This is a genomic window from Gordonia sp. (in: high G+C Gram-positive bacteria), from assembly GCF_047606305.1.
Lineage (GTDB): Bacteria > Actinomycetota > Actinomycetes > Mycobacteriales > Mycobacteriaceae > Gordonia.
On the sequence record NZ_JASGER010000105.1, the window covers coordinates 1 to 20539 of the forward strand.

The 20539-nt window shown below is 70.6% G+C and carries 22 protein-coding genes; 7 read left to right on the forward strand and 15 right to left on the reverse strand.

The features are described from left to right. From QM634_RS14115 to rimP, 4 genes are all read right to left on the reverse strand, one after another. Nucleotides 1–271: translation initiation factor IF-2 N-terminal domain-containing protein (locus QM634_RS14115; protein WP_415043412.1), on the reverse strand; the 271-nt coding region annotated here is incomplete at its 3' end. A 77-nt stretch (nucleotides 272–348) separates the two neighbouring features. Then, a complete protein-coding gene (locus QM634_RS14120) occupies nucleotides 349–666 on the reverse strand; it encodes a YlxR family protein (RefSeq protein ID WP_415043465.1) in 318 nt (105 codons plus the stop codon). Nucleotides 667–736: 70 nt separating this feature from the next. Then, nucleotides 737–1759 (reverse strand): transcription termination factor NusA, encoded by a 1023-nt coding sequence (gene nusA / locus QM634_RS14125; RefSeq protein ID WP_415043413.1) that lies wholly within the window; start codon nucleotides 1757–1759, stop codon nucleotides 737–739. 61 nt (nucleotides 1760–1820) lie between these two features. Then, a complete protein-coding gene (gene rimP, locus QM634_RS14130; protein WP_415043414.1) occupies nucleotides 1821–2336 on the reverse strand; it encodes a ribosome maturation factor RimP in 516 nt (171 codons plus the stop codon). A gap of 85 nt (nucleotides 2337–2421) precedes the next feature. Here rimP and QM634_RS14135 point away from each other — a divergent pair, with 85 nt between their 5' ends. Both QM634_RS14135 and QM634_RS14140 read left to right on the forward strand, forming a co-directional pair. Continuing rightward, nucleotides 2422–2961, forward strand: coding sequence for a hypothetical protein (locus tag QM634_RS14135; RefSeq protein WP_415043415.1), 540 nt, complete (start codon nucleotides 2422–2424; stop codon nucleotides 2959–2961). Further along, complete coding sequence (locus QM634_RS14140) at nucleotides 2958–3395, forward strand: ferritin-like domain-containing protein (protein WP_415043416.1); 438 nt, start codon at nucleotides 2958–2960, stop codon at nucleotides 3393–3395. Before QM634_RS14135 ends, QM634_RS14140 begins: the two co-directional genes overlap by 4 nt. Nucleotides 3396–3401: 6 nt before the next feature. On the opposite strand, the gene QM634_RS14145 is transcribed toward QM634_RS14140, so the two are convergent. Next, nucleotides 3402–5132 carry a proline--tRNA ligase gene (locus QM634_RS14145; RefSeq protein ID WP_415043466.1) on the reverse strand — a complete coding sequence of 577 codons (1731 nt, stop codon included), beginning with the start codon at nucleotides 5130–5132 and terminating at the stop codon, nucleotides 3402–3404. A gap of 56 nt (nucleotides 5133–5188) precedes the next feature. On the opposite strand from QM634_RS14145, the gene yaaA reads away from it, so the two are divergent. Further along, nucleotides 5189–5929, forward strand: coding sequence for a peroxide stress protein YaaA (gene yaaA / locus QM634_RS14150; RefSeq protein ID WP_415043417.1), 741 nt, complete (start codon nucleotides 5189–5191; stop codon nucleotides 5927–5929). Nucleotides 5930–5950: 21 nt separating this feature from the next. After that, nucleotides 5951–6604: a hypothetical protein gene (locus QM634_RS14155; RefSeq protein WP_415043418.1), complete on the forward strand. Its 654-nt coding sequence runs from the start codon at nucleotides 5951–5953 to the stop codon at nucleotides 6602–6604. Nucleotides 6605–6620: 16 nt separating this feature from the next. Here the strand turns inward: QM634_RS14155 and cobA are convergent, their stop codons facing one another. The 3 genes from cobA to QM634_RS14170 are packed head-to-tail and all read right to left on the reverse strand — an operon-like array spanning nucleotide 6621 to nucleotide 9146. Continuing rightward, complete coding sequence (gene cobA, locus QM634_RS14160; protein ID WP_415043419.1) at nucleotides 6621–7853, reverse strand: uroporphyrinogen-III C-methyltransferase; 1233 nt, start codon at nucleotides 7851–7853, stop codon at nucleotides 6621–6623. A gap of 22 nt (nucleotides 7854–7875) precedes the next feature. Continuing rightward, nucleotides 7876–8109 carry a hypothetical protein gene (locus tag QM634_RS14165; protein WP_415043420.1) on the reverse strand — a complete coding sequence of 78 codons (234 nt, stop codon included), beginning with the start codon at nucleotides 8107–8109 and terminating at the stop codon, nucleotides 7876–7878. Nucleotides 8110–8111: 2 nt separating this feature from the next. Next, complete coding sequence (locus QM634_RS14170) at nucleotides 8112–9146, reverse strand: acyl-ACP desaturase (protein WP_415043421.1); 1035 nt, start codon at nucleotides 9144–9146, stop codon at nucleotides 8112–8114. Nucleotides 9147–9263: 117 nt separating this feature from the next. Between QM634_RS14170 and QM634_RS14175 the strand changes: the two genes are divergently transcribed. Further along, nucleotides 9264–9917 (forward strand): response regulator, encoded by a 654-nt coding sequence (locus QM634_RS14175; protein WP_415043422.1) that lies wholly within the window; start codon nucleotides 9264–9266, stop codon nucleotides 9915–9917. Then, nucleotides 9914–10432, forward strand: a complete 519-nt coding sequence (locus QM634_RS14180; RefSeq protein ID WP_415043423.1) for a hypothetical protein — start codon at nucleotides 9914–9916, stop codon at nucleotides 10430–10432. The genes QM634_RS14175 and QM634_RS14180 overlap by 4 nt, the downstream gene beginning before the upstream one ends. Here the strand turns inward: QM634_RS14180 and QM634_RS14185 are convergent. Together QM634_RS14185 and mqo are read right to left on the reverse strand one after the other, a co-directional pair. Next, nucleotides 10429–12123 (reverse strand): GAF domain-containing protein, encoded by a 1695-nt coding sequence (locus QM634_RS14185; protein WP_415043424.1) that lies wholly within the window; start codon nucleotides 12121–12123, stop codon nucleotides 10429–10431. The two genes, QM634_RS14180 and QM634_RS14185, sit on opposite strands and share 4 nt — an antisense overlap. Nucleotides 12124–12127: 4 nt before the next feature. After that, a complete protein-coding gene (mqo, locus tag QM634_RS14190; protein ID WP_415043425.1) occupies nucleotides 12128–13663 on the reverse strand; it encodes a malate dehydrogenase (quinone) in 1536 nt (511 codons plus the stop codon). Between the two features lie 80 nt (nucleotides 13664–13743). Between mqo and QM634_RS14195 the strand changes: the two genes are divergently transcribed. After that, nucleotides 13744–14853: an alpha/beta hydrolase gene (locus tag QM634_RS14195; protein WP_415043426.1), complete on the forward strand. Its 1110-nt coding sequence runs from the start codon at nucleotides 13744–13746 to the stop codon at nucleotides 14851–14853. Here QM634_RS14195 and QM634_RS14200 read toward each other — a convergent pair. From QM634_RS14200 to ispG, 5 genes are all read right to left on the reverse strand, one after another. Next, nucleotides 14831–15649 (reverse strand): alpha/beta fold hydrolase, encoded by an 819-nt coding sequence (locus QM634_RS14200; protein ID WP_415043427.1) that lies wholly within the window; start codon nucleotides 15647–15649, stop codon nucleotides 14831–14833. The two genes, QM634_RS14195 and QM634_RS14200, sit on opposite strands and share 23 nt — an antisense overlap. Further along, complete coding sequence (gene map, locus QM634_RS14205) at nucleotides 15646–16521, reverse strand: type I methionyl aminopeptidase (protein ID WP_415043428.1); 876 nt, start codon at nucleotides 16519–16521, stop codon at nucleotides 15646–15648. Before map ends, QM634_RS14200 begins: the two co-directional genes overlap by 4 nt. Nucleotides 16522–16544: 23 nt before the next feature. After that, nucleotides 16545–18377: a penicillin-binding transpeptidase domain-containing protein gene (locus QM634_RS14210; RefSeq protein WP_415043429.1), complete on the reverse strand. Its 1833-nt coding sequence runs from the start codon at nucleotides 18375–18377 to the stop codon at nucleotides 16545–16547. Between the two features lie 106 nt (nucleotides 18378–18483). Next, a complete protein-coding gene (locus QM634_RS14215) occupies nucleotides 18484–19317 on the reverse strand; it encodes a GNAT family N-acetyltransferase (protein WP_415043430.1) in 834 nt (277 codons plus the stop codon). A 34-nt stretch (nucleotides 19318–19351) separates the two neighbouring features. Then, nucleotides 19352–20536: a flavodoxin-dependent (E)-4-hydroxy-3-methylbut-2-enyl-diphosphate synthase gene (ispG, locus tag QM634_RS14220; protein ID WP_415043431.1), complete on the reverse strand. Its 1185-nt coding sequence runs from the start codon at nucleotides 20534–20536 to the stop codon at nucleotides 19352–19354. Nucleotides 20537–20539 lie beyond the last annotated feature (3 nt).

Below are 20539 nucleotides of genomic sequence, written 5' to 3' on the forward strand. Positions count from 1 at the left end.
CCGGCTCGACCGGAGCCGCCGGAGCCTCGGGGGCCGCCGGGGCCGCCGGCCTGGCGGCAGCCTTCTTGGCCGGGGCCTTCGTCGCCGAGGCGTCCTCGGCGGGGGTCTCCGGCTTGGGGAATGATTCGCGAAGTCGCCGGGCCACCGGGGCCTCGACGGTCGACGACGCGGACTTGACGAACTCGCCTTGTTCTTTGAGACGCTCGAGCACTTCCTTGCTCGTCACGTTCAGCTCTTTGGCCAGTTCGTGCACGCGGGCCTTGCCTGCCACTGCTCTCCTCACTTGGAGGTCGAGCGGGCACCCGCTACGACCTCAGTTAACTCCGATACGTGCTCATCGTGGGAACTTCACGGTGTGCTCATGTCTTGCGCTACCTGTTCTTTCCGTTGGTCACCCGCCGCTGCAAGCAGCGAAGCGGCGAGGCCGTCTGGGTCGACGGTGATCCCGTCCACCCGCAATGCCGGGGCGAAGGCCTTGCGGCGCACCGCCTCCGACAAACAGTCGGTCGACGGGTGCAGCCAGGCGCCGCGCCCGGGCCGGGTCGTGCGGTGGTCGATCTCGACCACCGGTCCGGCGGGGCCGCCGACGGCGGTCACCCGGACCAGTCGTGCTCGATCCGCCCGCCCGCGGCATCCCACACACATCCTCGTCGGACGATGACGCATGGTGATTCTCCGTGGCTTGGGCGAGGTCTCGCGCAACCTTTCCCAGTCTAGCCTGCGGCGTTCGCCAATGTCATACCGCCGCGCCCGACGACGGGGCCGCGGCCTCCGGATCGGCGTCGGAGCGGATGTCGATGCGCCAACCGGTCAACCGCGCGGCCAGCCGGGCGTTCTGCCCCTCCTTGCCGATGGCCAGGGACAGCTGGTAGTCGGGGACGATGACGCGGGCCGCCTTGCCGGCCTCGTCGACGACCGTCACCGAGATCACCTTGGCCGGCGACAGGGCGTTGGCGACGAAGACCGCCGGATCGGTGGAGTAGTCGATGATGTCGATCTTCTCCCCCGCCAGCTCGCTCATCACGTTGCGCACGCGCTGCCCCATCGGGCCGATGCACGCACCCTTCGCGTTGAGGTCGGGGACGCCGGTGTGCACCGCGATCTTCGACCGGTGCCCGGCCTCGCGGGCCACCGCAACGATCTCGACGGACTTGTTCGCGACCTCGGGCACCTCGAGCTCGAACAGCTTGCGCACCAGGTTCGGATGGGTCCGCGACAGGGTGATCTGCGGGCCGCGCGCCCCGCGGGTGACGCCGACGACGTAGCACTTGATGCGGTCGCCGTGCTCGTAGGTCTCACCGGGCACCTGCTCGGCCGCCGGAATGACGCCCTCGGTGCCGTCGGCCTCGTTGCCGATGGCCACCAGCACCAGGTCGCGGGCGTTGGCGCCGACGTGACGCTGCACCACGCCGCCGACGATCTCGCCCTCGTGGGCCACCAGCTCGCCGAAGTTCTTCTCGTTCTCCGCGTCGCGCAGCCGCTGCAGGATCACCTGGCGCGCGGTGGTGGCGGCGATGCGGCCGAAGCCCTCGGGGGTGTCGTCCCACTCGGAGACGACGCCACCGTCCTCGTCGACCTCCTGCGCCATCACGCGCACCTCGCCGGACTTGCGATTGATGTCGATCCGCGCGTGCGGGGCGAACCCGTCGGTGTGGCGGTAGGCGGTGAGCAGCGCCGTCTCGATCGCCGTGATCACGGTGTCGGTCGGGATGCCCTTGTCCGCCTCGATCATGCGCAGGGCGGCGATGTCGATGTTCATGGCGCGGTGACTCCTATTCACTTGTCCGATGTTCAATTGTCGTGCAGTCGGCCGGTAACGCTCAGTCCTCGTCGCGGCACAGTTTCAGCTCGGCCGGGCTCGGCTCGCCGAACTCGACCACCACGACCGCCGACTCCACGTCCGACAGCGGCACCTCGCGCACCTGAAGGCGGCCCTTCCGGTTGACCACGAGAACGACGCTGTCGCCGTCGAGCCTACCGATACGCGCAGTGAACTTCTCCGGGTTTTCCGCGGTGCCGGGCAGCACGACCTCGGCCTTGCGGCCCCGGTTGCGACGCCAATGGCGCGGCTGCGTCAGCGGGCGGTCCACGCCGCGCGAGGTCACGTCGAGGGTGTAGTCCTGCGCCCACGGCTGGTCGTCGAACCGTTCGGTCAGCGCCCGGGTCACCGCGGTCAGGGCGTCCAGACCCACCCCGTCGTCCCCGTCGACGACGACGGTGATCGCACAAGCCCCGTCACCCGGTCCCCGCGCCACCGACACCTCGTCGGCGTCGAAGCCGGCGGCGGTGACGATCGGTTCCACCAGGGCGGTCACCGTCTGTTGATCGGGCGCCACGCTCGCTCACATCCCTCTTCGGCTCGAATGGTCGAACGCGCCGAGGAAGCCCGGCGCGCACCACTGGAGTCTAGGCGATGGCATCATGACCGTCGTGACTTCGATGTCCCGCCGAACCGTCCTCCGCGGCGCCGCCGCCACCGCGGTCGTGCTGCCCCTGGGTGCGACCGCACTGTCGGCCTGCAGCCGCGAACCCTCCCCCGAGGAGGTCCTCGCCGACCGCATGGTGCCGCTCGCCAGCGCCGCCCTCGCGTCCGCGGCCACCGCCCGTCAACTCAAGGCGACCTCCCCGCGCAATGCAACGGCCCTCGACCAGATCGCGGCGATCCGCGACAAGCACGCCCGGCTGCTGCGCGAGGAGGTCGTGCGGCTGCACCCCGAGTCGGGCCATCTGATCGCGACGCCCAGCTCCACGCCGACCGCCTATGCCACGGCGCCGAGCTCCGGTGCTCCCGGAATGCCCTCGGCCGCACCGCACGCCGCCGGACTCGACCAGTTCCGCGCCTCGCTGGACGCCGACGCCCAGGCCGCCCAGCAGATCGCGACCACCGCCAGCGGGTTCCAGGCCGGGCTCACCGCGTCGGTGTCCGCCTCCATCACCAGCCTCAAGGGGTTGCTGTCATGACCGTCCCCGACGCCCTCGCCGCCGCCGTCCGTGCCGAGGACGCGGCGATCTTCACCTACGGGGTGTTGACCGCGTTCACCCGCAACGACGTCCGGGCGCGGGTCGCCGTCGACATCGCCGCACACCGGGTGCGCCGGCGGGACCTGGCCGACGCCCTCACCGCGTCCGGCGGCCAGGCACCCACCCCGGCGCCCGGCTACCAGCTGCCGCAGAAGATCACCGACCTGCGCTCGGCGGGCCGTGCGGCGGTCGAGGCCGAGACCGAGACCCAGGCCGCCTACCGAGCGCTGGTCGAGCAGGCCGACACCGACCAGCTGCGGCGGATGGCCTGCGACGGTCTCACCGAGTCGGCGGTGCGCGCGGTGTACTGGCGCGGCATCGCGGGCATCGACCCGACGGTCATCGCCGTCCCCGGCGATCCGCGGGTGAAGTAGCCGGCGTCAGCCGCGCGCGGCGGCCACGACCGCCTGGGCGGCGCCGTCGACCGGCACCTCGCGCGTCTGACCGGTCAACCGGTCGCGCACCTCGATCGTCCCGTCGGCGAAGCCGCGGCCCACGACCACGACGGTCGGGACGCCGAGCAGCTCGGCGTCCTTGAACTTCACGCCCGGCGAGGCCTTGCGGTCGTCGAAGAGCACCTCGACACCGGCGGCGTCCAACTCGTCGACGAGGGCCTGCGCCCCGGCCACGGCCGCCTCGTCCTTGTTGGCGATCACCACGTGGACGTCGAAGGGCGCGACCTCGCGCGGCCAGCGCAGCCCCTTGTCGTCGTGCATCTGCTCGGCGAGCACCGCGACCAGGCGCGAGACGCCGATGCCGTAGGAGCCCATCGTGACGCGGACCGGCTTGCCGTTCTCGCCCAGCACGTCGACCTCGAAGGCGTCGGTGTACTTGCGGCCGAGCTGGAAGATGTGCCCGATCTCGATGCCCTTGGCAGAGGTGAGCACGCCGGCGCCGTCGGGTGCCGGGTCGCCGTCGCGGACCTCGGCGGCCTCGATCGTGCCGTCCGGCGTGAAGTCACGGCCGACGACCAGGTCGACGACGTGCTTGCCCTTCTCGTCGGCGCCGGTGATCCACGCGGTGCCGGTGACCACGCGCGGATCGACCAGGTAGTCGCCCCCGGCGGCCTTGACGCCGGCGGGACCGATGTAGCCGCGGACCAGTGCCGGGTTCGCGGCGAAGTCCTCGTCGGTCAGCAACTCGACCTCCGCCGGCTCGACCGACGCCTCGAGGCGTTTGAGGTCGACCTCGCGGTCGCCGGGGACGCCGATGCCGGTGATCTGCCAGTCCTGACCGGGCCGGCGGATCTTGACGAGCACGTTCTTGAGGGTGTCGGCGGCGCCCACCTGCCGGTCCAGTGCGCCGTTGGCCCAGTCGACGAGGGTGGCGATGGTCGGGGTCTCGCCGGTCTCGTGCACCTGCGCCGCGGGCAGGCCCTCGACCGGCCGCGGCTCACCCGGGCGCGTCACGACCGCCTCGACGTTCGCCGCGTAGCCCGATTCCTTGCACTGCACGAAGGTGTCCTCGCCGACCTCGCTGACCGCCAGGAACTCCTCCGAGGCGCTGCCGCCCATCGCGCCCGAGGTGGCCGCGACGATGACGTAGTCGACGCCGAGGCGTTCGAAGATGCGCTGGTAGGCCTGCCGGTGGGCCGCGTAAGACTCGGCGAGCCCCTCGTCGGTGAGGTCGAAGGAGTACGAGTCCTTCATGACGAACTCACGGCCGCGGAGGATGCCGGCGCGCGGGCGCTCCTCGTCGCGGTACTTGGTCTGGATCTGGTACAGCGTGACCGGGAGGTCCTTGTAGGACGAGTACTCCCCCTTGACCAGCTGGGTGAAGAGCTCCTCGTGGGTGGGTCCCAGGAGCATGTCGGTGCCCTTGCGGTCCTGCAGGCGGAACAGCGCGGGGCCGTACTCGGTCCATCGGCCGGTCGCCTCATAGGGGTCGCGCGGCAGCAGCGCGGGCAGCAGGATCTCCTGCGCGCCGATGGCGTTCATCTCCTCGCGGACGACGTTCTCAACCGCGCGCAGCACCCGCAACCCGAGCGGCAGCCAGGAGTACACGCCGGGCGCGGTGCGCCGCACATAGCCGGCGCGGACCAGCAGCTTGTGCGACGGGACCTCCGCATCGGCGGGATCGTCTCGCAGGGTGCGCAGGAACAACGTCGACATCCGGGTGATCACGAGGCACCAGCTTAGTGAGCACCGACGCTGGGTAGGGTGCTGGGGTGCGCGTCATCCTGCCCCCCTCGGAAACCAAATCGGACGGCGGCCACGGCGCACCCCTCGATCTGGCCGCCCTGTCCTTCCCCGCCGCAACGGCGACGCGCCGCCGCCTCGTGGACGCCCTCGTCGACCTCTCGTCGGATCTGGGCGCCAGCCGCGCCGCCCTGGGCCTGGGCGCCACCGCCGTCGCCGAGGTCGACCGCAACGCCGACCTGTGGGCCGCGCCGACGCGACCGGCGGTCGAGCGGTACACCGGGGTCCTCTACGACGCCCTCGACTTCCCCGGCATGACCGCCGCCACGAAGACCAAGGCGCTCGACCGTGTGCTGATCGGGTCGGCGTTGTTCGGCGTCCTGCGCGCCGGCGACCCGATTCCCGCGTATCGCCTGTCGGCCGGGTCGAAACTGCCGGGCTCGCCGACGCTCGCCGCGGTCTGGAAGCCGGTGCTGCGCGAGGTCTTCGACGGGATCGACGACTTCATCGTCGACCTGCGGTCCGGTGCCTACCAGAACCTGGGCAGGGTCGCCGGCGCCGTCACGGTGACCGTGGTGACCGAGAAGCCCGACGGGTCGCGCTCGATCGTCAGCCATTTCAACAAGCACCACAAGGGGCTCGTCGCCCGCGACCTGGTCCGCACGCGCCGCCGGGTCGCCGACATCGAGGCGGTCGCCGCCGTCCTGTCCGACGCCGGTCAGCGGGTCGAGATCGCCGACCCGACCACCGTGGTCGTGGTCACCGACTGACGGCCGATAGACTTCTCGCCAATGCTCAACGCCCTCGCCTACGCGTTTGTCGACGCGGTCAACGTCCTCCTCATCGGGGTGCTCGTCGCGCTGGCGATGATGGCGGCCAAGGGCCGCTACGTCCCGGTCGCCGGACTCCTGGTGTTCGGCGACTGGTTGGGCGTGCTGCTCACCGCACTGGTCGTCCTGGTCGCCTTCGACGGACTCGGCGAATTCGTCAAGCACATCGTCGACTCCGCGCTGTTCGGCATCCTGCTGATCGCGGCCGGCGTCGTCTCGGCAATCCTGTCCATCCGCGGCGGCGACTCGTCGACGCTGATCAACCGCATCCTGGAGCCACTGCGATCACCATCCCCGCTGACGGTGCTCGTGGGTGTCGTCCTCGGCGCGATCCAGTCGGCGACCTCGGTGCCGTTCTTCGCCGGGCTCGCGGTGCTGTCGGCCAGCGACGTCCCGCTCGTCCAGCGATACCTCGGCCTGTTCCTCTACGCGACCGCCGCCCTGAGCCTGCCGATCCTGGCGGCGCTGCTGCTCGGCCTGGTCCGGCGCGCACCCGGGTCGATCCTCAGCCGTGGCTTCGAGGCCGCCCGCGCGAACAAGGACATGGTGGTGCGGGCCGCGGGTTACCTGGTCGCGGTCCTGCTGATCGGCATCGGCATCCTGCACCTCCTCTGAGCGAGGCGCCGCACGCCTACTCCGCCTCGGCGGCACCCTCGAGGAACCCGGCGACGGCGCCGATGACGATGATCGCGGGCGGCCGCAGGCCTTCTTCCCGCGCCACCGCGGGCGCGTCGACCAGTGCCGACCGCAGCAGGCGCTGCGTCGGCAGGGAGGCGTTCTCGATCATCGCGACCGGCGTCTGCCCATCCCGACCGCCGTCGATGAGCGCCGCAGCGAATTCGTCAAGGCGGTCGACGCCCATCATCAGCACGATCGTGCCGGCCAGTCGGCCGAGCTCGGGCCAGTCGGTCAGCGAATCCGGATGGTCGGGCGCGACGTGGCCGGAGACGATGACGACCTCGTGGGTGATCCCGCGGTGCGTGACCGGGATCCCGGCGAGCGCGGGCGCGGAGATCGCACTGGTGACCCCGGGGACGACCGTCACCGGGACGCCCGCCTCGACGCAGGCCTGCACCTCCTCGAAACCGCGGCCGAACACGTAGGGGTCCCCGCCCTTGAGGCGGACCACGAACCTCCCGGCGCGGGCGCGGTCGACGAGGATCTCGTTGATCTTCTCCTGGCGGATGGCGCGACCGTAGGGGACTTTGGCGGCGTCGATCACCTCGACGTCGGGCCGCAGACCGGCGAGCAGCTCGGCGGGCGCCAGGCGGTCGGCGACGACGACGTCGGCGCGCTGCAGCAGGGCGCGGCCGCGCACGGTGATGAGGTCGGGGGCACCGGGTCCGCCGCCGACCAGGGCGACACCGGGCGCGTGCGGGCCCTCCGGCGGCGTCGACGGCGACGCGGAGTGCTCGAGGGCGGCCAGCAGACGGTCGCGGACCTGCGCCGAGCGTCGGTGGTCGCCGGAGGCGAGGACACCGACCGCCAATCCGTCGTGCCGGGCGCTGGCCGGGGTGACCGCGGTGCCCGACCGCGCGTCGTCGGCGCGGACGCAGAAGATGCGGCGGCGCTGGGCCTCGTCGGCGACGGCGGCGTTGACCGCCGGATCGTCGGTGCAGGCGATCGCGTACCAGGCGCCGTCGAGATCACCGTCGGCGTAGGGCCGGCGCACGACCTCGACGAGCGGGTTGGCTTCGACGGCCGGCGTCGGATCGATCGCGACGACCACCACCCTCGCCTGCGCGGCCAGAAGGTTCGGCAGCCGCCGCTGGGCCACCGAGCCTCCCCCGACGACCACGACCTTGCGGCCGGCCAGACGCAGTCCGGCCAGGTAGTGCCCCGCTTCGGGTTCGTCGGCTGCCATAGCCGACAAGCCTACCGGCGCCTCAGATGGGCAGCTCGCCCGTCGCGCGGATGCGCGCCCAGATGTCGCTGACCGGCACGCCCATGCGGTGCGCCTGACTGCGGATGAACTCGGCGAGCAGCACCGAGCTGGCGTAGCCGCCGTCCGCGTCGTGCGCCTTGCTGCGGACCTCGTTCCACCAGGTCGGGTTCTCGCACGCCGCGGCCTCGGCCATGGCGATCGCGGTCTCGAACCCGGGCACGTCGGTGACGGTCATGGCTAGGCCTGCGCCTTCGCGCGATCGCGGTCGGCCTTGGCCTGCATGCGCGCCAGCGCCCGCTCGCGGGCCTCCTCGAACTTATCCACCTTGCCGTCCAGGTCGAGCAGGAACTTCTGCAGCTCGTCGCGGTAGTACTGGCCGGTGGGGCCGAAGTCGTCGCGTTCGAAGATGCGCCACTTCTTCAGGACCGGGGCCAGCACCTCGGTGCGGTGCTGCGGCAGGTCGTAGATGCCGTCCTTGGCGATCAGCACCGCGTTGCGGCGGAAGTTCGGCATGGTGGCGCCGGGCATCGCGAAGTTCGACACGATCGAGTAGATCGCGGCCATCGCAAGGTCGGGCACGACGTCGAGCGCCGCGCCGACGATGTTGCGGTAGAAGGTCATGTGCAGGTGCTCGTCGGCGGCCACGCGCTGCAGCATGCGGTCGGCGATCGGGTCGCCGCAGGCCTTGCCGGTGTTGCGGTGCGAGACGCGCGTCGCGAGCTCCTGGAAGCTGACGTAGGTCACCGACAGCAGCATCTCCAGTGCGCTGTGCGAGTGGAAGGACGGCTCCAGCTTGTGCACCGCGCGGGCGTGGTCGATCGGGTCGTAGCCGGCGGTCATGTGGACCAGGCGGGTCTTCTCCAGCTCGACCGGGTCGACGCCGCGGGTGACGACCAGGTAGTCCCGCATGACGATCGAGTGGCGTGCCTCCTCGGCCGTCCATCGACCCACCCAGAAGCCCCAGGCGTCGTCGAGGGAGAAGTTCTCGGCGATGACGCGGTGGTAGGACGGCAGGTTGTCCTCGGTGAGCAGATTGGTGATCATCGCGGCCTTGGCCGTCTCGGACAGCTCCGACTGGCTCGGATCCCAGTCCTCGCCCCCGAGGAAGGCGAAGTTGCGGCCCTCGTCCCACGGCACGTAGTCGTGCGGCATCCAGTCCACGGCGGCCTTCATGTGGCGGTCGACCTCTTTCGCGGCCACCGGCTCCAGCTCCGCCAGGAGGTCGCGGCCCTCCATCTTCTCGGTCTGTGCAATCACATCTGTAGCGGTCATACCCATGACCCTGCCGAGTGGCGGCCGCGAGCGCATGAGTCGAAAGTCCTCCCGACACAGCGACGTCCGTCCCGTCGAATCCGGGACTTTGCGCGTGCGCCGAGTAGCTTTGTAGGCATGTCGGAAGCACCGGTGCGGGTATTCATCGTCGACGACCACGAGCTGGTCCGCCGCGGTCTTCGCGACCTGCTGGCCACCGACGGGGACCTCGAGGTGATCGGCGAGGCGGCCAACGTCGCCGAGGCCCTCGTGGGCATCACCAACAATCCCCCGGATGTCGCCATCCTCGACGTCCGGCTGCCCGACGGCAGCGGCGTCGAGCTGTGCCGCGAGGTGCGCACGCTGTGCCCCGACACGCACTGCCTGATGCTCACCAGCTACGCCGACGACGACGCGCTGCTCGCCGCGGTGATGGCCGGGGCCTCGGGTTTCGTGCTCAAACAGATCCTCGGGCAGAACCTGGTCTCCGCGGTGCGGACCGTCGCCGCCGGTGGCAACCTGCTCGACCAGCGCAGCACGGCGGCGCTGATGGAGCGGCTGCGCGGGCGCGGCCAGTCCCCGGACGACCCCTTCGCCAAGCTCACCGACCGCGAGCGGGAGATCGTCGACCTCATCGGCGAGGGGCTGACCAACCGCATCATCGCCAAGCGGATGCACCTGGCGGAGAAGACGATCAAGAACAACGTGACGCGGATCCTGGCGAAGCTGGACCTGTCCAGCCGCACCCAGGTCGCGGTGCTCGCGACGAAGACCTCCCAGCGCGGCAGATGACCGCCGCCACCACGGCCGGACACCGTCGCGGCGCCCGCGTGATCCTCGTCGCCACGGCACTGCTGGCCGCCCTGGCGATCGGATTCCTGCTCGCTCGCGCAGTGCCCGACGACCACGGGGTCCGACGCGATTTCCTCTTCCAGGTCGACGGCCTGCACAGCCCGAACCAGAACGGGCACACGGTCAACTACCTGGTCCACTACCGCCTGGACGACGGTCTGGCCGAGAAGGACCTGCCGAACTACCTGCACCTGCGGCGCATCATCGTCGACCGGCTCACCCGCGGTGATTTCGCCGGCAATCCCTTCTGGGAGACGGTCAACAAGGACCTGTGCTCGGAGTTGAAGGCCACGTTCCCGCTCGCCGCGATCAGCTGCCAACTGCAGACCCCGGGCGTGGACGTGCCGGGCAACCGGTACGAGCCGGGCTGGCATTCGAGCGTCCACACCATCGGCGACATCGAACCGCTGGCGACTACCGGGCCGATCACGGCCACGCCGTCACCGAGTCCCTAGACCCCGCCCTGCTTCTGCTCGACGAGCGGGACCTGCCACACCAACCGGGTGCCCCGGCCGGACAGGCCGGGTCCGACGGTGAAGTCGCCCTCCCACTCCTGGGCCCGCATCCGCAGGTTCTCCAGTCCGCTGCGACGCGCTCCCGGGCTGATGCCCTTGCCGTCGTCGGTGATCTCGACGGTCAACTCGCCCGCCCGCGGTTCCGCGGCGACGCGGACCTCGATGCGGTCGGCGCCGGAGTGGCGCAGCGCGTTGCTGACGCCCTCGCGGACCACCGCGTCGACGTGGCTGGCGAGCTCGGGGATCACCACGGTGTCCACCGGACCGTCGAAGCGGACCATCGGGGTGACCTCGGCATGGCCGGAGACCTGACCCACGACCGCCAAGACGCGGCGGCGCAGGGTCGCCGCGCGTTGCGGGTCGCCGGTCTGCAGGTCGAAGATCGACGTGCGGATCTGGGCGATGGTGCCGTCGAGGTCGCTCAGCACCTGTTCGAGCCGCTGTCGCTGGAGCGCGGCCTGCTTCTCGGTGGGCGGTCCGGCATCGTCCCGCTGGGCGGTGAGCGCCTGCAGCGACAGGCCCATGGCGAACAGGCGCTGGATGACGTGGTCGTGCAGGTCGCGGGCGATCCGGTGGCGGTCCTCGAGCATCTCGAGCTTGCGGCCCATCTCGCGCCGCTCGCCGTAGGCGATGGCCAGGGAGGCGACCTCGGCGACGCCGGCCAGGCCCGCGCGCTCCTCGGCCTCCCAATCCGGCTTGGCGTCCTGGTGGATCACGATCGCGCCGTACACCCACGGGCCGCGAACGAGGGGCACGACGGTCAACCAGCCCCCCTGCTTGTCGCCCCATCCCGGCACACCGTCGTCGGGCAGGACGCGCAGGTCGGCCGTCTCGGTGATCGCCTCGCCGAGGCGGACGGCGTCCACGGCGCCCGGCCAACCCGAGTTGGCGCGCAGCGTCGCCGCCGAGTCCTCGGTTTGGTACAGGTAGACCGCGCGTGCACCGGTCAGCTCGGCGACATCGGCGCAGATGTTGTTGAGGTTGGCGATCAGGCTGACCCCGGCCAGCGGCTCGGCACCGCGGCGCGCGATCAGCTCCATCCAGGTGTGCCGGATGCGGGCGCGCTCGAAGCCGCGCGCGTTGTCGATCGCGATGCCCGCGGCGACCGCCAGCACGCCGATCAGCGCCTCGTCGACCGCGGAGAACTCCTTGGCCGTCCGCTTCTCGGTGAGGTAGATGCTGCCGAACACCTCGCCGCGGATGAGGATCGGCGCGCCCAGGAAGCTGTGCATGGGCGGGTGGTTCGGCGGGAAGCCGACCGACGCCGGATGCGTCGACAGGTCCGCGATGCGCAGGACCTGCGGATCCTCGATCAGCACGCCCAGCACACCCTTGCCCACCGGCGGGGTGCCCATCGTCGCCCGTACCTCCGGCGTGATGCCGGTGTAGACGAATTCGCGCAGCCCGCCGTCGGAGGCGCGCACCCCCAGTGCGACGTAGCGTGCGTCGAGCACTCGGGCCGCGACGTCGACGATCCGCTGCAGCGCCTCGTCGAGGTCGAGCCCCTGGCTGACGATGAGCACCGACTCCAGCAGGTCGCGGGCCTTGTCCGGCCGCAGGCTGTGCCGGGCCAGGGTGTTCAGCGACGAGTGCAGGCTCTCCAGCGGACTCGACGACGGGTTGTCGGGCACGGGCCTAGGCGCGCGCGGGCGCCTTGTCCAGCTGCAGGCTCTTGGACGTCCAGTCCCACACCTGCTTGAACAGGTCCGGGTGGTCGGTCAGCGACTTGCCGAAGGACGGGATCATCTCGCCCAGCTTGGGCGCCCACGCGCCCTCGTAGCGGTCGCCGAAGCACTTGCTCAACACGTCGAGCATCGCCGGGACCGCGGTCGAGGCACCCGGCGATGCGCCGAGCAGGCCGGCGATCGTGCCGTCGCCGGCGGCGACGACGGCGGTGCCGAACTCCAGCGATCCCTTGACGCCGCTGCCGCGGATGACCTGGACGCGCTGGCCGGCGGTGATCGCCTCCCAGTCCTCGCCCAGGGCCTCGGGAACGAAGTCGCGCATGGTCGCGATGCGGTCGGCCGGGCTCGCGGCGAGCTCGCCGATCAGGTACTTGAGCAGGCCGAACTCCTGCGGCGCGATCGACATCATCGGCAACAGGTTCGCCGGGCGGACCGAGAACGGCAGGTCGGTGATGCTGCCGTTCTTCAGGAACTTCGGCGACCAACCCGCGTACGGGCCGAACAGCAGGCCGGGCTGGTGGTTGATCACGCGGGTGTCCAGGTGCGGAACCGACATCGGCGGCGCGCCGACCGCGGCCTGGCCGTAGACCTTGGCGCTGTGCTCGGCGATGAGGTCGGGGTTCGTGCAGCGCAGGAACTCTCCGCTGACCGGGAAGCCGCCGAAGCCCTTGGCCTCCTTGATGCCCGAGCGCTGCAGCAGGTGCAGCGCGCCGCCGCCGGCGCCGACGAAGACGAATTTCGCCTCCACCTTGCGCTTCTCACCGGTGTGGTTGTTGCGGACCGACACGACCCAGCTGCCGTCGGACTGCTTGGACAGGTTGGTCACCTTGTGGCCGAAGAACACGTCGGCACCCTGGCCGACGAAATTCACCAGCTGCTGGGTCAGCGCGCCGAAGTCGACGTCGGTGCCGTGCTCGAACCAGTTGAGCGCCACCGGGTCGCTGAAGTCGCGGCCGGCACCCATCAGCGGCAGGCGCTTGGTGAACTCGGCGGGGTCGGTGATGAACTCCATGCCCTCGAACAGCGTCTGGCGCGACAGCTTGTCGTAGCGCGTGCGCAGGTAGTCGACCCCGTCGGGGCCGTGGGTGAAGCTGACGTGCGGGATCGGGTTGATGAACTCGCTCGGGTTCGTCAGGACGCCGGTGTCGACCGAGTGGGCCCAGAACTGTCGTGAGACCTGGAACTGCTCGTTGATCGACACGGCCTTGTCGATGTTGACGTCGCCGTCGGCACCGCGCGGGGTGTAGTTGAGCTCGCACAGCGCCGAGTGCCCGGTGCCGGCGTTGTTCCACGGGTCCGAACTCTCGGCCGCGGCCGCGTCCAGGGTCTCGAAGAGGGTGATGGACCACGAGGGCTCCAGCTGTCGCAGCAGGGCGCCCAGCGTGGCGCTCATGATGCCCGCTCCCACCAACACGACGTCCGTCTTGACCACCGATGCAGACACGAAAACTCCATTCCTCGCGGTTACCCGATCATTGTTCCCCATCGTGGTCGAGGCGTTGCCACCGGCCGACCCGATTGTGGGAAGAGCGACAAGGCGCGCCCACCCGGTTACGATCACGAACCGTGACTGAAACCACCGATTGGCAGCCCGACGTCGAACTCCCCGGCTACTCGACGAGGGTGTTCGAGCTGGGCACCGACCCGGACGGCGAGTCGCCGATCGCGGCGACCCTCATCCGCGCGCCGAAGGCCCCGCGCACCCCCAAAGGCGCCGTGCTCTACATCCACGGGTTCACCGACTACTTCTTCCAGGAGCCGTTGGCCGACTTCTTCGTCGCGCAGGGCTATCACTTCTACGCCCTGGACCTGCGCAAGTGCGGGCGGTCGCGCCGGCCCGGTCAGACCGCGCACTATGTCTCGGACCTGGCCGACTACGACGTGGAGCTGGGCCTGGCGGTCGACGTCATCGCCGAAGAGGTCGGCATCGGGAGCGGCGAGGCAGACAAGAAGATCATCGTCGCGGCCCATTCCACCGGCGGGCTCATCGTGCCGCTGTGGGTCGACCGGCTGCGCCGCCTCGACTCCAGCCGGCACGGCCTCATCGGCGGCCTGATCCTCAACAGCCCCTGGCTCGACCTGCAGGGCCGCGCCTCGCTGCGCTCCCCCGCCGTCACCGCCGCGATCCGCGGCGTCGGCATCACCCGCAAGTTCACGGTCATGCCGCAGGAGCTCTCCCCCGCCTACGGCGACAGCATCCACGAGAGCCGGCACGGCGAGTGGCGGTACAACCTCGACCTCAAGCCGCTGGGCGGATTCCCGGTGACCTTCGGCTGGCTGCGGGCGATCCGCAACGGTCACGCGCTCCTGCAGGCCGGGCTCGACGTCGCGGTCCCCTCCTTGGTCCTGCGCTCGGACAAGTCCTATTTCGCCAAGAACTACTCCTCGAAGACCGACCGCGCCGACGCCGTGCTGGACGTGACCCACATGGCCCGTTGGGCCGGTTGCCTGGGCGGGCGCCTGACGTCGGTGCCGGTCCCCGGGGCCCGACACGACGTGTTCCTGTCACTGCCGGAGGTCCGCGAACGGGCCTACGCCGAGGTCGAGGCATGGCTGGCGACGGGACTGCGCCCGCCCGTCGCCAAGGCCGCGGCGAAGAAGGCCGCCGCCACCACGCCGCCGAAGAAGACCGCCGCGCCCGCGGCGAAGCCGGCTAAGCGCCCGCGCGCTCGATAATCGCGGCGGCCAGCTGCTCGGGTGCGTTCTCCGGCACCCAGTGGTCCACGCCGGTGAGTTCGACGAACCGGTAGTCGCCGTCGACGAAGGCGCCGCTGCCCTCCGCCTGCTCGCGCCCGAGGGCGGTGTCGCCGTCGCTCCAGACCATCGTCGTGGGGATCGCGACCCGGCCGCTGGGGATCTTCGCGGCGATGTCGCCGGTGAAGTTCGCGCGGTACCAGTTGAGCCCGCCGGTCAGCGCCCCCGGCTCCTGCATCTGCGCGGCGGCCTCCTTGGGGCAGGTGCGGCGCAGCAGCACCGCGTTGCGCGCGAGCAGCTTCTCCTCTGCACCGTCGGCGATGAACATTTTGATGTACGACGACTTCTCGCGCTGGTCGTCGCCGGCGGACAGCGCCCCGGCGAGCGCGCCGGGGTGACCGGTGCTGACCGCGACATACCCGGTGAACCGTTCGGGGTGGCGCGCGGCGAGCTGCCAGCCGACGATCCCGCCCCAGTCGTGGCCGACCAGCAGGCACCGGTCGATCCCCAGGGCGTCGAGGATCCCGATGGCGTCGCCCACCAGGTTGTCCAGCAGGTAGGCGTCGACGTCGGCGGGGCGCGCACCCGGGCTGTAGCCGCGCTGGTCGACGGTGATGGTGCGCAGTCCGGCGTCGTGCAGCGGGCCGAGCACGCCGTCGAAGCTCGCGCTGTTGTGTGGGAAGCCGTGCAACAGCAGCACCGGCGCGCCGTCGGCCGGTCCGCCGATCGCCACGTCGAAGACGAGGTCGCCGACCGCCACCCGCCGAGGGGTGGTCACTTCCCCACCCCGGGATCGGGCAGGGTCAGGACCTCGGCGCCGTCGTCGGTGACGACGAGGGTGTGCTCGAACTGTGCGGTCCACTGGCGGTCGCGGGTGACGACGGTCCAGCCGTCGTCCCAGATCTCGTAGGGCAGGCCGCCGAGGTTGATCATCGGCTCGATGGTGAACACCATGCCCGGCTCGAGGACCGTGTCGACCGACGGTTGGTCGTAGTGCAGGACCACCAGCCCGTTGTGAAAGGTCTCGCCGATGCCGTGGCCGGTGAAGTCGCGCACGACGTTGTAGCCGAACCGGTTGGCGTAGGCCTCGATAACGCGGCCGACGACGTTCAACTCGCGCCCCGGTTTGACCGCCTTGATGGCGCGCTCGGTGGCGATCCGGGTGCGTTCCACCAGGTCGACGGCCTCCTGGGCGACGTTGCCGGCCAGGAAGGTCGCGTTGGTGTCGCCGTGGGCGCCGTCGATGAAGGCCGTCACGTCGATGTTCACGATGTCCCCGTCGGCGACCACCGTCGAATCGGGGATGCCGTGGCAGATCACCTCGTTGAGCGAGGTGCAGCACGACTTGGGGAAGCCCTTGTATCCGAGTGTCGAGGGATAGGCGTCGTGGGCTACCAGGTAGTCGTGCACGATGCCGTCGAGCTCGTCGGTGGTGATCCCCGGCGCGACTGCGGCTCCCGCGGTGGCCAACGCGTTCGCGGCGATCTTGCTCGCCACGCGCACCCGCTCGATGATCTCGGGTGTCTGCACCCACGGCTCGGCGCCCTCTTTGGCGGTCTTCTTGCCGACATACTCGGGCCGGACGATGTGATCGGGCACGGGGCGGCGCGGCGACACCTTGCCGGGCTTGAGGGGGGCGCGAACGGACATGGCGCCCACTCTAGTCGCGCCGATCAGGGACGGGCGGCCAGTCCGTACCCGTCGGGCAGCGAGGAGAAGAAGTCCCGGGTCAGACCCACGGCGTGCGTCGAATCGCCACCGCCGACGATCAGCGTCGCGAAAGCCAGATCGCCGCGGTAGCCGGCGAACCACGCGTGCGAACCACCCGCGTACTCGGCTTCACCGGTCTTGGCGAAGATCGGTCCCATCCCGTTCACGACGGTGCCGGTGCCCTCGGTGACGACGGCCCGCATCATCGGCTTGAGCTCCTCGTAGATCTTGGGGTCGACCTCCGGTCGCGGGCCGGAGACCTTCGTCGGCCGCCCCTTGATGAAGTTCGGGACCGGCGGGGCACCGTGCGCGACGGTCGCGGCGACCAGGGCCAGCCCGAACGGCGAGACGAGCACGCGCCCCTGGCCGAAGCCGTCCTCGCTGCGGGCCACCAGGTCCGGTGCGATCGGCACCGAGCCCGACTTCGTCGAGAGCCCGGGGATGTCGTAGTTGGCACCCACCCCCATCGCGGCGGCCTGGTTGGCCAGGGCCGAGGGCCCCAGGCGACTGGCCAGCTCGGCGAAGGTCGTGTTGCAGGATTGGGCGAAGGCACCGAGGAGCGGGATGTTCCCCAGCGCGAACTTGTCGTAGTTCGGGATCACGCGCGACCCGATCTGGATCTCGCCGGGACACGGCACGATCGAATCGGGGTGGGCGAGATTGGCGCGCACGGCCGCCGCGGCGGTCACCATCTTGAAGGTCGACCCGGGCGGGAACAGTCCGTCGGTGGCGATCAGGCCGTCGGCGTCGGCCCGCTTGTTCTGCGCCACCGCGAGGATGTTGCCGGTCGACGGCTCGACCACGACCATCGCGATCTTGAACCGGTCGGACGCGTTCACGGCGCGCTGCGCGGCGGTCTGCACCGCGCGCGAGAGCGTCAGGGTGACCGCGGGTGAGGGCTTGGGTGAGAAGTCGGTCAGCACACCGGCGGTCAGGCCGTTGGGGTTGACGATCTCCACGCGCCAGCCGGGGGCGCCGACGGTCTCGTCGCCGACGACCTTGCGCACCTGCGACAGCAGCGCGGGTGCGAAACCGGGCTCGGTGGGGAGCAGCTCGGCCTGGTCGGTCGCGACGATGCCCGGAATGGCCAGGCGGTCGCGCAGCAGGTCGAAGTCGCTGTGGCTCAGTCGAATCAGCGAATACGGCTTGCCCGTGGCGGTGGTCGTCTCGACGATGCGCTGGGCGTTCAGCTTCGGGTCGAAGCGGCGCAGAGCGGCGACGGCTGCCGCGGCCGAGTCCGCCGGCACGACGCCGGCGCGCTGGGCCGCCTTGGCGTCGAAGTTGATGCCGACGACGGTCCCGTTGGCCATCACGCGCGAACCGTCGGCCTCGTTGACCTCGGCGCGCGGGGCCTCGATGACGCGGAACTTCAGCTGCTGGTCGGCGCCCAGTTCGGGGTGCAGGTCGGTCGGCATCCAGCGCACCGCCCACCCGTTGTCACCGCGGCTGGCGGCCACCTGCGCGGTGTACTTCCACTCCCGGTTTCCGGGCAGCTTCCACGTGTAGGTGACGTCGGTCAGCGCGTTGTCCACCGACAGCCGCAACTTGCCGGTCGAATAGTCCAGCCGGTCGGCACTCAGGCCGCTCCACAGGTCCGCGATGGCGCGCGAGGCCGCACTCGGGGCGTTCGTCTGGGCCGCCGCCCCGGTCGCGTCGCGCGCGGCGATCGCGGACATGAAGTGCTCGACGGCCCGACGCGGGTTGTCCTGGTCGGACCCGCAGGCGCTCACCGAGACGCCGACGACGGCGGCCGACGCGATCGCGGCGAGGCGGACAAGGCTTTTCGAGAGGTTCATCACTCGTGATAATAAAGTGACGCATGTGAAATATGGGGCACCGCCACGCCGCCCACTCGACGAGAATCACCGCCCACTCGGCGGGAAACGACCGCCCACTCGGCGATCAGTCGATGAGGACCGTCGCGAACGTCCCGACCTGCTCGAAACCGACGGCCTCGTAGGCACGCCGCGCGGCGGTGTTGAAGTCGTTGACGTAGAGACTCGGGATCCGATTGTGGGCGCGGATCGCCGAGGCGACCGCGGCGGTACCGGCCTTGCCGGCTCCGGTCGCGCGGAACTCCGGATCCACCCACACGCCCTGGATCTGCCCCACCGCGTGCGACAGCGCGCCGATCTCTGCCTTGAACACGACGCGGCCACCCTCGAAGCGGGCAAACACGCGCTCGGCGTCGATCAACCCGGTGAGTCGCTGGCGGTACATGCGCCCGCCGTCGAAGGCGCAGGGGTCGACGCCGATCTCGCTGGTGAACATCTCGACCGCGGCCGGGAAGTAGGCGTCCAGGTCGGCGCGCGTCACCAGTCGCACCTCGGGATCCGCGGCGATCTGAGGCGGTCCGTTCAGCGCCATCAGCTGCTGCACCGGCCGGACCTCGCGCGCGACGCCCCAGGTCGGTTCGAGCCGTTCCCACAGCCCGAGCGCCAGATGCGCCGGGCCGACGAGGGAGGAACAGTCGCGCGGACGGGCCAGCGCGGCCTCGGCGAAGAAGTCCAGGTCGGCGTCCCCGCCGACCAGCGGCACCAGATTCGCGCCGGCGAAACAGAGGGAGTACTCGGGGTCGTCCGCCGACCACAGCTGTCCGCCGAGCCACCGCGGGTCGACGCCATAGGCCTCGACCCGGGCCGCGACCATGCAGGCGGCGACGGGATCGGCCGCCAGGGCCCGCGCAACGGCCAGCGCATCACTGGTCTGCAGCGGCTGGCGGCGCCTGGTCAGCATCGGCCGGACTCCCTTTCCGAGCGGGAAGCGCCCGTCAACTCACGGTGACGACGGGCGTACCGCTTCCAGTGTCCCCCGACTCCTCGGCGATCCGCAGCGCTTCGTCGATTAAGGTCTCGACGATCTGCGACTCGGGCACCGTCTTGATGACCTCGCCCTTGACGAAGATCTGTCCCTTGCCGTTGCCGGAGGCGACGCCCAGATCGGCCTCGCGCGCCTCCCCCGGGCCGTTGACGACGCAGCCCATGACGGCCACGCGCAGCGGGATCTCCATCCCCTCCAGACCCGCGGTCACCTCTTCGGCCAGCTTGTACACGTCGACCTGGGCGCGCCCGCACGACGGGCAGGAGACGATCTCGAGCTTGCGCGGCCGCAGGTTCAGCGACTGGAGGATCGCGTCCCCGACCTTGATCTCCTCGACCGGCGGGGCCGACAGCGAGACCCGGATGGTGTCGCCGATGCCCTCGGACAGCAGCGCGCCGAAGGCGACGGCGGACTTGATGGTTCCCTGAAAGGCCGGACCGGCCTCGGTGACGCCCAGGTGCAGCGGGTAGTCGCACTGAGCGGCGAGCTGCCGATAGGCCTCGACCATCACGACCGGGTCGTTGTGCTTGACGGAGATCTTGATGTCGCCGAAGCCGTGCTCCTCGAACAGGGAGGCCTCCCACAGCGCCGACTCGACGAGTGCCTCCGGCGTGGCCTTGCCGTATTTCTCCATCATCCGCTTGTCCAGCGAACCGGCGTTGACGCCGATGCGGATCGGGATGCCCGCGGCACCCGCCGCCTGCGCGACCTCCTTGACGCGGCCGTCGAACTCCTTGATGTTGCCCGGGTTGACGCGCACCGCGGCGCAGCCGGCGTCGATGGCGGCGAAGATGTACTTGGGCTGGAAGTGGATGTCGGCGATCACCGGGATGTTCGCCTTGCGCGCGATCTCCGGCAGCGCGTCGGCGTCCTCCTGGCGCGGGCAGGCGACCCGGACGATGTCGCAGCCCGATGCGGTCAGCTGCGCGATCTGCTGCAGCGTGGCGTTGACGTCGTGGGTCTTGGTGGTCGTCATCGACTGCACCGAGATGGGGCTGTCGCTGCCGACGCCGACGGTGCCGACGGTGATCTGACGGGTCTTGCGACGCGGCGCGAGGGTCGGCGCCGGGCCGCCGGGCATGCCGAGTCCGACCGACAGCGGTCCGGACCCGGTGGATTGCGTGGGGCTGGTCATGGC

What these genes read in the sequence shown, in the direction of transcription:
- QM634_RS14120 (WP_415043465.1), bottom strand. Translation starts at nt 666, where the DNA reads ATGCGTCATCGTCCGACGAGGATGTGTGTGGGATGCCGCGGGCGGGCG.
- nusA (WP_415043413.1), bottom strand. Translation starts at nt 1,759, where the DNA reads ATGAACATCGACATCGCCGCCCTGCGCATGATCGAGGCGGACAAGGGC.
- QM634_RS14135 (WP_415043415.1), top strand. Translation starts at nt 2,422, where the DNA reads ATGACCGTCGTGACTTCGATGTCCCGCCGAACCGTCCTCCGCGGCGCC.
- QM634_RS14140 (WP_415043416.1), top strand. Translation starts at nt 2,958, where the DNA reads ATGACCGTCCCCGACGCCCTCGCCGCCGCCGTCCGTGCCGAGGACGCG.
- QM634_RS14145 (WP_415043466.1), bottom strand. Translation starts at nt 5,132, where the DNA reads ATGTCGACGTTGTTCCTGCGCACCCTGCGAGACGATCCCGCCGATGCG.
- QM634_RS14155 (WP_415043418.1), top strand. Translation starts at nt 5,951, where the DNA reads ATGCTCAACGCCCTCGCCTACGCGTTTGTCGACGCGGTCAACGTCCTC.
- cobA (WP_415043419.1), bottom strand. Translation starts at nt 7,853, where the DNA reads ATGGCAGCCGACGAACCCGAAGCGGGGCACTACCTGGCCGGACTGCGT.
- QM634_RS14165 (WP_415043420.1), bottom strand. Translation starts at nt 8,109, where the DNA reads ATGACCGTCACCGACGTGCCCGGGTTCGAGACCGCGATCGCCATGGCC.
- QM634_RS14170 (WP_415043421.1), bottom strand. Translation starts at nt 9,146, where the DNA reads ATGACCGCTACAGATGTGATTGCACAGACCGAGAAGATGGAGGGCCGC.
- QM634_RS14175 (WP_415043422.1), top strand. Translation starts at nt 9,264, where the DNA reads ATGTCGGAAGCACCGGTGCGGGTATTCATCGTCGACGACCACGAGCTG.
- QM634_RS14180 (WP_415043423.1), top strand. Translation starts at nt 9,914, where the DNA reads ATGACCGCCGCCACCACGGCCGGACACCGTCGCGGCGCCCGCGTGATC.
- mqo (WP_415043425.1), bottom strand. Translation starts at nt 13,663, where the DNA reads ATGGGGAACAATGATCGGGTAACCGCGAGGAATGGAGTTTTCGTGTCT.
- map (WP_415043428.1), bottom strand. Translation starts at nt 16,521, where the DNA reads ATGTCCGTTCGCGCCCCCCTCAAGCCCGGCAAGGTGTCGCCGCGCCGC.
- QM634_RS14210 (WP_415043429.1), bottom strand. Translation starts at nt 18,377, where the DNA reads ATGAACCTCTCGAAAAGCCTTGTCCGCCTCGCCGCGATCGCGTCGGCC.
- QM634_RS14215 (WP_415043430.1), bottom strand. Translation starts at nt 19,317, where the DNA reads ATGCTGACCAGGCGCCGCCAGCCGCTGCAGACCAGTGATGCGCTGGCC.
- ispG (WP_415043431.1), bottom strand. Translation starts at nt 20,536, where the DNA reads ATGACCAGCCCCACGCAATCCACCGGGTCCGGACCGCTGTCGGTCGGA.